The sequence below is a fragment of the Rhizobium laguerreae genome, assembly GCF_019778565.1.
GTDB lineage: Bacteria > Pseudomonadota > Alphaproteobacteria > Rhizobiales > Rhizobiaceae > Rhizobium > Rhizobium laguerreae.
Window position 1 is genome coordinate 208,276 of the sequence record NZ_JAAXQT010000012.1, and the last position, 13,435, is coordinate 221,710.

The following is a 13,435-nucleotide window of genomic DNA, read 5'->3' on the forward strand; positions in this document are numbered from 1 at the left end:
CCGTAAAGTATTACTTCACAAACGTTACTTGCTTTCTGGCGTGGTAAAAGGTTGACTATGGTTAACCCTATAGTCTCGAGGATAGGATGATGGATTTGTTCAGAAGGGAGGGGGATGACCACGCTCAACTGAAGAAAATGACACTGACTGGCAGATATAGAAATATAGCAGCGATGCTTTCGATAGCCGTGGTTGCCCTGTCTATATTCTTGATATCGTTTGGTGCTTTAATTGAATTTTTTCAACCTTCGTTTTTGTCAAACGTCATTCTCGACGACGTCCCCTTGCACTACATCGCCTGGTTCATGATTACCTTCGGGATCACTATCGCCGTCATCAACGTGATTTTGGCAGCAAGACGGGAGATCGAGCAAGAAACGGCCGAAAGCATGCTTCCATCGGACGCAGCCGAGATCAAAAGGCAGGCTTTGCGTGACCTTCGAACACATCGAAACGGCTATGCGCGCTCCTCCAAGCTCAATCAATATCTCTGGAATTTTCTCACATTGGGGATCATCGTTTTGAGCGGTCTCTCATCGTTGTTTTCCGCCTACGGCCCGGTTGTCCCCAATTGGCTGCCAATGACCGCTTCCGCGCTCGTGGCACTTTTCGGCGTTATAATGGTTCAATTTCGCGTCAGGGATGTCTGGCAATTGCGAGAGCAGGGAAGGATTGAGGCGGAGGTGCTCGTCGCCGATGCCCACCTCATCGAGACAACTGACAATCTTGCAACGCTCAAACAGGCTGCCGCCCTCAGAAGGCGCGCCCATGCGCTCGAGATGAAACAACTCAACCAGCTCTTCGTGGAAACCACCGAAGCCAATCCGTAAGCCACTGTCGGCTTATGGCGGGGCGGAGCCGTTCTGAGCCGGCATATGCCCCGCCCGCTCGGGCAATCTATCTCAGCTGCGCGATCGTCCGCCGCCCTTTAATCCTGAATGCCGGAGGAGCTCCCCGCCTTGAGCTTAACTTCGATGACCGGGACCACGATCTGAGGTCGGCGCACCGGCAGGACGAATGTCATTTGATCATCACCGACGGGGAACTGGGTGTTTGCCCACAAGGTATTGGCGGACGGGCGCAGCCAGGTGACCTCGCTGCCATCATGCAGGAATTGCGCATATTCGACTTTCCCCGCCAGCGCATCGAAATGCAGATGGCGATAGGGCCAGTTGAAGAGGTGGATATAGAGACGATCGCCATTCTGGGTCAGGCGGCAGTCGGCCGGCGCGGTGAAGTCGGACTGGGTGCAGCCGACGATGCTGCGCTCGTGCAGCGCCATCCACTCCTCATAAGCGGCAAGGGCCGCAATCGCTCGGTGGTCGAGCGTGCCGCGCGCCGTCGGGCCGACATTCATCAGCAGATTGCCGCCCATGGCAACGGTACCTACCAGCATCTGCACCAGTTGTTCCGTGCTTTTCCACGTATCTTCGTCTCGGTGATAGCCCCAGGAACCGCTGAGCGTGTGGCACGCTTCCCAGACGACGCGTCTGCCATCGCGGAGCGGCCGGGCGCGCGGCATATATTGCTCCGGCGTGACGATGTCGGGCTGCAGGCCGGCGAGATCGAGCCGGTTGTTGATGATGATATCGGGGGCGAGTTCGCGCACCAGGCGCACGAGTTTCTCGCTTTCCCAATCCTGATGGCCCTTTCCGACCAATTCTCCGAGCTTCCATTGCGGATAGCTGAAATCGAACCACATGATGTCGATCTGCCCGAACTCGGTCAGCAACTCGCGGACCTGTTCGCGCATGAAGGCGGCATAGCGGTGCATATCCCGGCCTTCGTTGATTTTCAGCGCATCTGGATGATTGCGCTGCGGGTGGCGCGGATCGACCGTGAAGTCGGGATGATGCCAGTCGATCAGCGAATAGTAGAACCCGATCCTCAGGCCCTCTGCGCGGAAAGCGTCGACGAATGGACCCAGCAGATCCCGCCCATAAGGCGTGTTGGTCACCTTGAAGTCGGTCGCCTTGGTATCCCAGAGGCAGAAGCCTTCGTGGTGCTTGGTTGTCAGCACGACATATTTCATGCCGGCCGCCTTTGCGCGTCTGGCCCATTCTCTGGGGTCGTAGAGATCGGGATCGAAATGATCGAAATATTTCTGGTAGTCGGCATCATCAAGTTCTTCGCGGCTCTTGACCCATTCATGGCGTGCCGGCAGGGCGTAAAGCCCCCAATGCACGAACATGCCGAACCGGTCGTGGACGAACCAGGCCTTCTTCTCCTCGGGCAGGGCCAGTGACTGCAGATTGCTGATATCCATCGGATACTCCTCCTGTTCCAAGCTTTAAGAGTTGGAGCATGATGTCGTCCGAAAACCGCTCACACTTTTCGGCATCATGCTCCGGGCGTTCAGGTTGTTTCGCGGATGATGAGCTCGGGCACGATGACGATGCCGTGCTGGCGATTTCTGGTGGCGATGCGGCTGAGCAGCAGACGCACGGCTTCCTCTCCCATTTCGCGTTTTTGCACCCGCAAGGTGGTGAGCGCCGGGGACAGCAGTTCGGCAGTCGGAATATCGTCGAAACCGATCAGGGCGATTTGCCCGGGGATCGAAATACCGGCGGCCCGGCAGACCTTCATGGCGCCAATTGCGTTAAGGTCGTTGTAGCAGACGAGAGCATCGATGCCGGGCGCCTCCGCCAGCAATTGCGCGCCCGCCGTTTGGCCGCCTGCCGCGGTGGGATCGCAATAAACGATGCCTTGCGCCTTGAGCCCGTGGGCTGCCAGCGTCTTGCGAAAGCCGACAAGACGGCTCTTGCCGCCAAACGAACTGCGCGGCCCGGCGATGATCGCGATCCTGCGGCGCCCGCGCTCGACGAGATGGTCGATGGCACGCGAAGCTCCCGTCTCGTAGTCGGTGACGATCGTCCCGGCGACCTCGTTGGGCGCCTCGCGGTTGATGAGCACCACGGCGCGGTGGGGCGCAAGCGCCTTGTGCAGCGCGGCATCGGGCAGCCGCGGGCTGCAGACGATGATCCCGTCGACCCGGTGCCGCAGCAGCGTTTCGATGAGCTCTTCCTCCCGCTTGCTGTTTTCGACGACATTGGACAGAAGCAGATTGTAGCCGGCGGCGCTCGCGGCATCCTCGGCTCCCCTGATGACTTCGGGAAAGAACGGATTGGTGATGTCGGGAACGAGAAGGCCGATGGCCTTCGATCGATCGGACCGCAACCCGCGCGCAAAGGGATTGGGCCGGTAATTGAGTTCGCTCGCCGCTAAAATAATGCGCTGACTGGTCTCCGCGCTGGCTCCGCCCCGATCATTGAGCACGCGCGATACCGTCATCGGCGATACCCCTGCGGCGCGAGCGACATCGGCAATGGTTATTTTGGATTCTGGCTCTTTAGGGCGGCTCAACTGGATAGTCTCATCAAAATGGGCGGGAATCTACGATAACGATAACTAACATAATTTCGGGGAAAGCCAAGGCTGATATGGGCATGGATGGGGCTCCGAGAATCTCTTTGACAAGATTTAACGGTAACGATAACGTTAAAGAAAGAGGAGAATACGTTAACGATAACCTATAGCGGAATATTGGGAGGAAAGAATGCAACACGTCAGAATCTTAAGACGGCAGGTTGTCTCGACCGTTGCCGCGGCGATCCTCATGGGTGCCGGCTGGGCCGGTGTCGCATTCGGCTTTGAGGAGTCGCCCGAACTGAAGGCGCTCGTCGAAGCCGGCAAACTGCCGCCGGTCGAAAAGCGGCTGCCCAAGGAGCCGCTGGTGCTCACTCCGCTTGAATCGGTCGGTACCTACGGCGGCACCTGGCGCACCGCCACCTTTGGCGGTGGCGACAGCGAGATCGAACGTTCGATCGGCTATACAAGACTGGTCCGCTGGAATCCTGAATGGACCGAAGTGATCCCCGATATCGCCAAGAGCGTCGAGGTCAATGCCAATGCCACCGAATATACGTTTACCTTGCGGGAAGGCACGCGCTGGTCGGACGGCGAGCCGTTTACCGCAGACGATCTTGTGTGGTGGAACGAGAACGTGCTTCGCAACACCAGGATCACCCCTGCCGCACCCAACTGGCTGACCGCAGGCGGAGAGACCGTCAAGGTCGAAAAGCTCGCCGACGACAAGGTCGCCTTCAAGTTTGCCGCGCCGAACGGCCTGTTCCTGATGAACATGGCGACCGTGCGCGGCTCCGATATTCTGGCGGCCGCGCCGGCGCACTACCTCAAGCAATTCCACAAGGATTTCAATCCCGACGGCGTCGACGCCCTGGTGAAAGCAGCCGGCGCAACCGACTGGGTCCAGCTCTTCAACAACAAGATCGGCTTTCCCGGCCGCTGGCGCGATCTCGGCCGTCCAACGCTCGATGCCTGGGTGTTGACCGCGCCCTATAACGGCACCACCCAGGTCGTCGCGGAACGCAATCCATACTATGCCAAGGTGGATACCGCAGGAAACCAGCTGCCTTACTTCGATCGGATCACCATTGATGTGATGCAGGATACCCAGGCCATCATCCTGAAGGCGATTAGCGGCGAAATCGACATGCAGAACCGCTTCATCGAGACGACGGACGCCCGTACGGTGATCGTGCAGAACCAGGAGAAAGGCGGCTACGGCCTGTTCATCGCCCGGCCGGCGTGGTCGAACGCCCTGCTGATCACCCTCAACCAGACCCACAAGAATCCGGCCTTGCGGGCTGTCTTTTCCAACAAGGATTTCCGCATCGGCCTCAGCTTCGCCATCAACCGCGAAGAGCTCAACCAGCTGATCTATGCCGGACAGGCCAAGCCTTATCAGGCAGCACCGCGCGAAGGCACTGCGCTCTACGACGAGAAGATGGCGACGCAGTATCTGGAGTATAATGTCGATCTCGCCAATCAGTATCTCGACAAGGCCGGCCTCACCAAACGTGACGCGGAAGGCTATCGCCTCGGTCAGGACGGCAAGCGGATTACCTTTGCGATCGACGCCTTGACCGGAAGCCCGATCCAGGTGGACGCCCTTGAGATGATCCAGCGCTACTGGCGGGCTGTCGGCATCGACATGCAGCCCCGCCCGGCCGAACGTTCGCTGATCTTCTCCCGCCTGCAGAACAACGAGAATGACGGCCTTGGATGGGTCGGCGGCGGTGGCTACGACTTCCTCGGCCTGCTCGATCCAAAATGGTATTTCCCGCACGAATACGAATCGAGCTTCGCGACAGCCTGGGGCCTCTATTACCAGAACCCCAAGGATCCGAACGCGCAAGAACCGAGCCCCGCTGCCAAGAAGCAGATAGATTTCTACCGGCAGGTGAAGGAAGCGCCGACGCTGGAAAAGCAGTTGGCCGCGATGAAGGAACTGCTGGCGATCACCCGTGACGAATTCTACGTCATCGGCACCAACCTGGAGCCGGACCGCGTCGGAATCGTCAAGACCAATATGCGCAATGTCCCGAAGGTCATTCCGAGCACGTCGTTCTACATGACGCCGGGGCCGGCAAAGCCCGAGACCTTCTACTACCAGCAATAACGGATCGCGACCGACAGGGATGGCGCCCGCGGGCGCCATCCCATCGACACCAGCCCAGTCCCAATCATCCAATCCGATCGGCGATCGCCGATTGAAGGAGCTTGACCATGGCCGGCTTCATCATCAGACGCCTGCTTTATATGATCCCGATGATGTTTGCGATTTCCGTCGTGACCTTCATCATCATCCAGTTGCCGCCCGGCGACTTCCTGACCGCGCTGACCGCGCGTCTTGCCTCCCAGAACGAAACGATCGATCCCAGCGTCATCGCCGGGCTGCGTGAACGTTATGGCCTCGATCAGCCCTGGGCCGTCCAATACTGGAAATGGATCAGCGGCATCCTGCTGCGCGGCGATTTCGGCCAGTCCCTCGATTGGAACAAGCCGGTCAGCGAGCTGATCTGGGCCCGCATGGGCCTGACGATGGTGGTCTCGGTCACCACGCTGCTCTTCGTCTGGGCGGTGGCCTTTCCGATCGGCATCTATTCGGCCGTGCGGCAATATTCGGTGGGAGATTACGTTGCCACCTTCTTCGGCTTTCTCGGCCTTGCCATCCCGAACTTCCTGCTGGCGCTGGTGCTGATGTATGTTTCGGCACAGTATTTCGGCCAAAGCACCGGCGGGCTGTTTTCACCCGCCTATATCAACGCCGTCTGGAGCTGGGCCAAGCTCGGCGATCTCATTTCGCATATGTGGATACCGGTCGTCGTGCTGGGCACCGGCGCCACCGCGGCGCTGATCCGGATCATGCGCGCCAACCTGCTCGACGAACTCAACAAGCCCTATGTCGACATGGCCCGCGCCCGGGGTTTGAGCGAAATCCGGCTGCTGTTGAAATATCCGGTGCGGGTGGCGCTCAACCCGTTCGTCTCGACCGTCGGCTGGGTGCTGCCGCACCTCGTCTCCGGCTCGGTGGTTGTCTCCATCGTTCTCAGCCTGCCGATCACCGGACCACTGCTGCTCAACGCCCTCTTTGCCCAGGACATGTATCTGGCCGGCACGTTCATCCTGCTGATGAGCATGCTGACGCTGATCGGCACACTGATTTCGGACCTGCTGCTCGCCTGGCTCGATCCACGCATTCGCAACGGCTGAAGGACGATACCATGACCGATCAAGCCATCGCGCTATCGCCTGAACTGATCCAGAATTCCGACGCGGTCGCCGGGCAATGGAAGCTCATCTGGCGGCGCTTCCGTCGCCATCGGCTGGCGCTGGCGGCAGGCGTCGTCATCTTTTTGATCTACCTGGTCGCCCTGTTTGCCGAGGTTCTCGCCCCGGTTTCATCGCAGACCTACGATTCCCGCTACACCTATGCGCCGCCGCAGCAGATCAAGTTCGCCGGCTACGACGCGGCCGGGCAGTTTCATCCGCTCTACGTCAACGGTTATTCGATGAAAGTTGACCCGATCGCGCTCAGCCGCAATTACGTGCCCGATCCGGCCGTCGTCATCCCCCTCGGCTTCTTCGTCAAGGGCGAACCCTACCGGCTCTGGGGGCTGTTCGATTTCGACCGGCACCTGATCGGCCCGATCGAGATGGGCAAACCATTCTACCTGTTCGGCGCCGACCGCCTCGGTCGCGACGTCTTCAGCCGGACGGTCCACGGCACGCGCGTTTCGATGTCCGTGGGGCTGATCGGGGTGGCAATCAGCCTCATCCTCGGCATCATCCTGGGCGGCATTTCAGGGCTCTACGGCGGCTGGGTGGACGATGTCATCCAGCGTTCCATCGAGCTCATCAACTCTATCCCGACCATCCCGCTGTGGATGGGCCTTGCGGCTGCCGTCCCGATCAGCGCCGATCCGATCCTGGTCTATCTCTGGATCACCATCATCCTGTCACTGATCGGTTGGACCGACCTGGCGCGGGTGGTGCGCGGGCGCTTCCTGTCGCTCAAGACGGAAGACTTCGTCATCGCCGCCCGTCTCGACGGCTGTTCGCAGATGCGCATCATCTGGCGGCACATGGTTCCGTCCTTCATGAGCCACATCATCGCCTCGGTGACGCTCGCCATCCCGACGATGATCCTCGCAGAAACCGCGCTCTCCTTCCTCGGCATCGGCCTGCGCCCGCCGGTGGTGAGTTGGGGCGTGCTGCTTCAGGAGGCGCAGAACATTCTCGCAGTCTCGAGCGCGCCCTGGCTGTTTCTTCCGGGCCTCGCGGTGATCGTCACCGTGCTCGCCCTCAATTTCCTCGGTGATGGATTACGCGATGCTGCAGATCCCTATGAATACTGATCCCAATTTTGCCGCTGCCGGCGGCCGGCACGGGGATCGCGACCCGCTGATCGAGGTCGTTGATCTCAGGACCCATTTCTTTGGGGGTGCGGGCACCATCAAGGCGGTCGACGGCGTCTCCTTTTCCATTCCGCGCGGCAAGACGGTCTGCGTCGTCGGCGAATCCGGTTCGGGCAAGAGCATCACCGGCCGCTCGATCCTCAACCAGGTTCCCAGGGGAGGGCGGATCGTCTCGGGGGCAATCCGCTACCGGCCGGATCCGGCCGCACCCTCGATCGACTTGGCGGCGCTCGATCCGCGCGGCTACGATATGCGGGCGATCCGCGGTGCCCAGATCGGCCTGATCAGCCAGGAGCCGATGGCGGCCCTTTCTCCCGTCCATACGATCGGCAACCAGATGGTCGAGGTGATCCGCCTGCATCTGAAGATGGGAAAGAAGGAGGCGCGCGAACATGCCATCGAGACATTGGCTCTGGTCGGCATTCCGCGGCCGGCCGAGCGCATGGAAAACTATGCCTTCCAGTTTTCCGGCGGCATGCGCCAGCGCGTCTGCATCGCGCTCGCGCTTGCCTGCCGCCCCAGACTGCTGATCGCCGACGAGCCGACCACGGCGCTCGATGTGACCACCCAGGCCAATATCCTCGATCTCCTGGCCTCGCTGCAGGCCGAATTCGGGCTCTCGGTGCTGTTCGTGACCCATGATCTCGGTGTGGTGGCCGAAATCGCCGACGAGGTCGTCGTCATGTATGTCGGCCGGGTCGTCGAGGCAGGCAATGTCGATACGATCTTCCACGCACCTGTTCATCCCTACACCAAGGCGCTGTTGCAATCGGTGCCGCGCATGCATGGGCAACCCACCGAACGGCTTGCGATCATCGATGGCATGGTGCCCTCGCGGTTCAACCGGCCCCCAGGCTGCAGCTTTCATCCCCGATGCAAAGAGGCGAGGGCCGGCCTGTGCGACCAGAAGGATCCGCAGCCCGTCACCATCGGCGACGAGCATGTCGCCAGCTGTCTGCTTTACGAAGGAAGACAATGATGGCCGATCCCATGACACAACCAAGCCCGCTGCTCGAACTGAACGATCTCAGGATGCATTTCCCCATTCGCAAGGGCGCATTTCGGCGTGTGGTCGGACACGTCAAGGCGGTCGACGGCGTTTCGCTTCGCATCGATGATGGTGAAACACTCGGCATCGTCGGGGAGTCCGGCTGCGGCAAGTCCACGCTTGCGCGCACAGTGCTGCGCATCTATCAGCCGACAAGCGGCCAAATCCGCTATCGCAACCGCAGCGGCGGCACTGTCGATCTCGCGGCGTTATCGGGTTCCGCCCTCGACGAAATCCATCGCGACCTGCGCATCGTGTTTCAGGACCCGCAATCGTCGCTCAATCCGCGCCTTCCTGTCATCGACATCATCGGCGAGGTGCTTGGTGTCAACGGCATCGCCAAGGGCCGGGAGCTCGAGCACCGGGTCGCCGACCTGATGCAGAGCGTCGGCCTGCGGCCCGAATATATGCACCGCTATCCCCATGCGTTCTCCGGCGGCGAGCGCCAGCGCATCGGCATCGCCCGGGCGCTGGCGTCCAATCCGCGGCTGGTGATCGCCGATGAGGCCGTCTCGGCGCTCGATGTCAGCGTGCAGGCACAAACCATCAACCTGCTGCAGGACCTGCAGGAACAGTTCGGCCTGACCTATCTTTTCGTCGCCCACGATCTCTCGGTCGTCCGGCACATCTCGGACAATATCGCCGTCATGTATGTCGGCCGGGTCGTCGAAAAGGCGCCGACGGAGCAGATCTTCTCGCGCCCGCTTCACCCCTATACCGAAGCGCTGCTCTCGGCGGTGCCGATCGCCGATCCGAGGATGCGCCGTCACGGCCAGCGCATCCGGCTGGCGGGCGAGGTTGCCGATCCCGCCCATCCGCCTCCCGGCTGCGCATTTCATCCGCGTTGCCGCTACGCCACCGAGCTCTGCAAGCAGGAGGTGCCGGGCTTACGCACCGTCACGGCCGATGGGCACGCAGTGGCCTGTCATTACGCAGAATCCCTGACGCTTAATCCCTTTGCCGACCGTATCGTTCCGGAGTTCAATTGATGCCCGAATTCATTCCACGCTCCGAGCAGCGTCCGATTGTGGATACCTCCTCCACGACGCTCGATCTCATCTACTTCGATCTCGTCACGCTCGCCTCCAACGAGCAGGACATCCGGCGGCTGCCGGCGCACGAAAGCCTCTACGTCGTGCTGTCGGGTCAGGTGGATATCGAGGTGGATGGCATCATGTTCGAAGCGGTGGGCCGGCGAGCCGATATCTGGCGAGGCGATGCGGACTCGGTTTACGCGCCCGTCGACGCCAAGGTCCGGATATCGGCTCGTGGTGCGGCGGCGGAAGTCGCCATCGCCGGCGGCCTCTGCGACACGCGCTACGAGCCGTTTCGGGTGACGCCGGATGAGGTCGATGCGGTCAATGTCGGTTCGTCGGACACGCACAGCCAGCGGCGGATCGTCCATCTGCTCGGCCAACGGCAGAACGGACGCTGCGGCAACCTGCTGGTGAGTGAACTCTATGCCGGCGAGGGCTGCTGGTCCGGCTATCCCCCTCACAAGCACGATACGGAAGACGGCGATGTCGAGACCCGGCACGAAGAACTGTATCACTACCGCTTCCAGCCCGAGACCGGCTTCGGCAGCCAGATCACCTATGACGAAGACGGTCCGGTCAAGATCCTCATGACCCGCAACGGCGACACTGTCCTGGTCGACCGGGGTTACCACCCGACGGTCACCTCGCCTGGGCATCGCGGCTACATCTTTACCATTCTGGTTGGCAAGCATCGCCGGGGGCTGATCCAGCGCTTCGATCCCGCCCATCAGCATCTGACCAAAACCATCCCCGGCATCGATGCGATGCGCGACAAGTTCAAATAATCCGGCTCCTGGCCTCGTGCGCCGGAATTGCGGCGCTGTGCCAACATTCCGCCCAAGGAGAGACGACCCATGCGTGAACGTACGCGAATAAACGTTGATGCCAGTGAAGCGGTGCGCCCGTTCAACCGGTTCTGGCGCGGCACCGGCTTTTCGCCCGCCGAGCTGCTGCTCGAGCCCGAGATGCGCCAGATGCTCGCCTATATCGGCGGCCTGCCGAATGAGGGCATACGGTTCCTGCGGGTGCATTATCTCTACAATCTGCTGAGCGCGAAGGGCGAGGGCAGCTATGACTGGTCGCTGCTCGATCGCGCGCTCGACGTGATGATCGAACACCGCCTTAAGCCGTTCTTCGAGCTGATGGGCAACCCGTCGGGCCTATTCACCGATTATGAGGACATGGATCAGGTCAGGCGCTGGCGGGATCTCGTAACAGCGACGGCCGATCGCTATGGCGCGCGCTACGGCATGGACGAACTGCGCACATGGTATTTCGAAACGACGAACGAGGCCGACTCCGGCTGGTGGACCTACGGGATCAAGGGTTACACCAACTACTACGACGCCTGCGTCGCGGGGCTTGATGCCATCGATCCCAGCCTGCCGATGGGCGGACCCGGCACCGCCCGCACGCTGTCGCCGATCTTTCGCGCCCTCATGGCCCATTGCGACAGCGGCACGAACTGTCTGACCGGTGACGGCCAGCCGCGGATCGATTACATCTCGATCCACGAAAAGGGTGTCAACGGCAGCAAGGTAGACCTGACTCCGAAAACCAACGGTATCGTCGACCGCACGCTTCTCGTCGTCGACTATCTCAAGGAGCATCACCCGCGCCTTGCAGGCCTGCCCATCATCAACGATGAATGCGATCCGCAGCTCGGCTGGAGCGATCACCATAGCTGGCATGGCAAAGCCTATTACGCCGGGATCATCGCCCGCATCATCGAACAGCACGACCGGCGCATCATCGCCCCGAAAGCGGCGAATTTCACTTTCCTCAGCAATGACCACGCCTTTATCGGCGGCTGGAGCCAGCGCACGATTTTTGCCTATTTCGGTTCGCGCAATTTCACCAAGGCGCAGTGGGAGCACAAGACCAATCTGGACATGCTGGTCACGGATGTCGACAGGGCGCCGCCCTTCGACATCATCAAGAAGCCCGGCCTCACATCGATGGAATTGCTGGCAACGCTTGGCGATACCGTCTGCAAGGTGACCGCCGAACCGCCGCTTGCGCCCGATCAGGATGGCCTGGCGATCCTGCCGACGCGGCTGCCGGGTGGCGGTGTTTCCATCAGCCTCATCCATAGCGTCGATGCCATCAACCGCTCGGGCCGGACCGCCGTCCGTCTCGAGGTGAGCGGTTTGGTTGCCGGCCGCCACGCGCTTTGTCTGCTGCGCATCGACGAGGAATTCACCAATCCGATGGAGGTCTGGGAAGCCCAGCGCGACGAAAGCAACCCGCGTGGGCTCTTCGAGCCGGTCGGCGCACCGCCCGCACCTGATGAAGCGCAGTTTGGCGAAATGCGCCGGGCGCAGGAGCCCGCTTTGCTGCATCCGATCAGCGTCGTCGCGTGCGACGAAGGCCGGATCAGTGTCGACCTGGATGTGCCATTGCCGTCGCTGACGCAGGTGCTTGTCGTTCCCGATATCGGCGCGCCCCCGGTGGCACCTGCCCGCCTTGTCGTCGAACGCTACCTTGGTCTTGGCGGTCGGGAGGAGCGCATGCTGTTCTGGGCTGCCGGCGATGCCGGGCCGGCCATCTTCTACGATGTCCTGGTCAGCACCGATGGGGGGACTTTTGAAAAGGTCAGTCCCGTGCCGCTGATCTCGACGGCATTCCTGCACATGTCGCCGCCGGAGGGCGTGCGGTATGCGGTGCAGGCTCACGATGCATTCGGTCGCCGCAGCGAGCTTTGTCTCTCCCGCTCGTGAACAGCGCCTTTCCGTCTGGGATATGATCCATGGATATCGCCTATTTCACCAAGACCCTCGAAGGTCTGCCGCTCGCGACGGCGGCCAAGATCACAGCCGGTTTGGGGTTCGACTGTGCCGATCTCCTTATTCGCGATGGCCATGCCGTTTCCCCTGACAGGCCGGAGGGGATCGTCAATGCGGTAAAGTTCTTTGCCGCGGCCGGTGTTCGCACCCCGATGGCGACCATCGATTCCACCCGGCCCGACGATGCCGCATCTCGGCTTCTCGGTTGTTGCGGCGAGGCCGGCATCGGGCAGATCAGGCTTGGCTTCTGGCGCTACGACCCGTCACGGCGCTGGCAGGTCCAGGTCGATGAGGCACGGTGGGATCTCGACGGCTTCGAGCGCCTGGCCGAACGCTTCGGCATCAAGCTGACCGTCCAGCTTCACGGCGGCACCCTGCACAGTTCGGGCGCGCTGGCGGTGCGATTGCTGGCCGGGCGCGATCCGATCCGGATCGGCGCCTATCCCGATCCCGCCAATCAGATCATTCGGGAGGGAAGCGAGGATTGGCGTCTGACCCTTGATATTCTCGATCCGTGGTTCTGCTGCATGGGCGTCAAGAACAGCGGTTGGTCGCCCGGCGCTTACGGATCCAACGGCCAGCGCGCCTGGCATTCCGACTGGTACGGGCTCGACGAAGGCATGGTGCCTTGGAACGAAATCGTCCCGCATCTGGTCGCCAGCGGCTTTGCCGGCGTGCTCTCGATGCATTCCCAATACCGCGTCTCCCGAGAGCAGGCGCTCGACAAGGTTCGCGCTGATCTTGCCCATTTCCGGCGCCTGGTCGCCGCAGCGAAAGAGTAGA

The 13,435-nt window shown here is 61.2% G+C and carries 11 protein-coding genes; 9 read left to right on the forward strand and 2 right to left on the reverse strand.

Annotated features, from left to right (window positions below):
* Positions 1-89 precede the first annotated feature (89 nt).
* Complete coding sequence (locus tag HFO71_RS30790) at positions 90-830, forward strand: DUF4231 domain-containing protein (protein WP_167383852.1); 741 nt, start codon at positions 90-92, stop codon at positions 828-830.
* Positions 831-928: 98 nt separating this feature from the next.
* Here HFO71_RS30790 and HFO71_RS30795 read toward each other — a convergent pair whose 3' ends face one another.
* The gene (locus tag HFO71_RS30795) at positions 929-2,287 is read right to left on the reverse strand and encodes an alpha-L-fucosidase (protein ID WP_376774652.1); all 1,359 of its coding nucleotides are present in this window, start codon (positions 2,285-2,287) and stop codon (positions 929-931) included.
* 68 nt (positions 2,288-2,355) lie between these two features.
* On the reverse strand, positions 2,356-3,363 hold the full coding sequence (locus HFO71_RS30800) for a LacI family DNA-binding transcriptional regulator (protein WP_221988856.1): 1,008 nt from the start codon (positions 3,361-3,363) through the stop codon (positions 2,356-2,358).
* Between the two features lie 193 nt (positions 3,364-3,556).
* On the opposite strand from HFO71_RS30800, the gene HFO71_RS30805 reads away from it, so the two are divergent.
* From HFO71_RS30805 to HFO71_RS30840, 8 genes are all read left to right on the forward strand, one after another.
* Positions 3,557-5,482 carry an ABC transporter substrate-binding protein gene (locus tag HFO71_RS30805; protein WP_168337819.1) on the forward strand — a complete coding sequence of 642 codons (1,926 nt, stop codon included), beginning with the start codon at positions 3,557-3,559 and terminating at the stop codon, positions 5,480-5,482.
* A 107-nt stretch (positions 5,483-5,589) separates the two neighbouring features.
* On the forward strand, positions 5,590-6,576 hold the full coding sequence (locus HFO71_RS30810) for an ABC transporter permease (RefSeq protein ID WP_168285712.1): 987 nt from the start codon (positions 5,590-5,592) through the stop codon (positions 6,574-6,576).
* An 11-nt stretch (positions 6,577-6,587) separates the two neighbouring features.
* Entirely contained in the window at positions 6,588-7,721 is a 1,134-nt protein-coding gene (locus HFO71_RS30815; RefSeq protein ID WP_065284498.1) for an ABC transporter permease, read from the forward strand.
* Positions 7,711-8,760: an ABC transporter ATP-binding protein gene (locus tag HFO71_RS30820; RefSeq protein ID WP_132612546.1), complete on the forward strand. Its 1,050-nt coding sequence runs from the start codon at positions 7,711-7,713 to the stop codon at positions 8,758-8,760. Before HFO71_RS30815 ends, HFO71_RS30820 begins: the two co-directional genes overlap by 11 nt.
* The gene (locus HFO71_RS30825; RefSeq protein ID WP_206111980.1) at positions 8,760-9,818 is read left to right on the forward strand and encodes an ABC transporter ATP-binding protein; all 1,059 of its coding nucleotides are present in this window, start codon (positions 8,760-8,762) and stop codon (positions 9,816-9,818) included. Before HFO71_RS30820 ends, HFO71_RS30825 begins: the two co-directional genes overlap by 1 nt.
* Positions 9,818-10,651, forward strand: a complete 834-nt coding sequence (locus HFO71_RS30830) for a 5-deoxy-glucuronate isomerase (RefSeq protein WP_077980948.1) — start codon at positions 9,818-9,820, stop codon at positions 10,649-10,651. The genes HFO71_RS30825 and HFO71_RS30830 overlap by 1 nt, the downstream gene beginning before the upstream one ends.
* Positions 10,652-10,720: 69 nt before the next feature.
* Positions 10,721-12,586, forward strand: coding sequence for a GH39 family glycosyl hydrolase (locus tag HFO71_RS30835; RefSeq protein WP_077980949.1), 1,866 nt, complete (start codon positions 10,721-10,723; stop codon positions 12,584-12,586).
* 29 nt (positions 12,587-12,615) lie between these two features.
* The gene (locus HFO71_RS30840; RefSeq protein ID WP_077980950.1) at positions 12,616-13,434 is read left to right on the forward strand and encodes a sugar phosphate isomerase/epimerase family protein; all 819 of its coding nucleotides are present in this window, start codon (positions 12,616-12,618) and stop codon (positions 13,432-13,434) included.
* The last annotated feature ends 1 nt before the right edge of the window (position 13,435 follow it).

Excerpts from the sequence above, each read along its gene's own strand:
- HFO71_RS30790 (WP_167383852.1), top strand. The coding sequence starts at position 90 with ATGGATTTGTTCAGAAGGGAGGGGGATGACCACGCTCAACTGAAGAAA.
- HFO71_RS30805 (WP_168337819.1), top strand. The coding sequence starts at position 3,557 with ATGCAACACGTCAGAATCTTAAGACGGCAGGTTGTCTCGACCGTTGCC.
- HFO71_RS30810 (WP_168285712.1), top strand. The coding sequence starts at position 5,590 with ATGGCCGGCTTCATCATCAGACGCCTGCTTTATATGATCCCGATGATG.
- HFO71_RS30815 (WP_065284498.1), top strand. The coding sequence starts at position 6,588 with ATGACCGATCAAGCCATCGCGCTATCGCCTGAACTGATCCAGAATTCC.
- HFO71_RS30820 (WP_132612546.1), top strand. The coding sequence starts at position 7,711 with ATGAATACTGATCCCAATTTTGCCGCTGCCGGCGGCCGGCACGGGGAT.
- HFO71_RS30825 (WP_206111980.1), top strand. The coding sequence starts at position 8,760 with ATGGCCGATCCCATGACACAACCAAGCCCGCTGCTCGAACTGAACGAT.
- HFO71_RS30830 (WP_077980948.1), top strand. The coding sequence starts at position 9,818 with ATGCCCGAATTCATTCCACGCTCCGAGCAGCGTCCGATTGTGGATACC.
- HFO71_RS30835 (WP_077980949.1), top strand. The coding sequence starts at position 10,721 with ATGCGTGAACGTACGCGAATAAACGTTGATGCCAGTGAAGCGGTGCGC.
- HFO71_RS30840 (WP_077980950.1), top strand. The coding sequence starts at position 12,616 with ATGGATATCGCCTATTTCACCAAGACCCTCGAAGGTCTGCCGCTCGCG.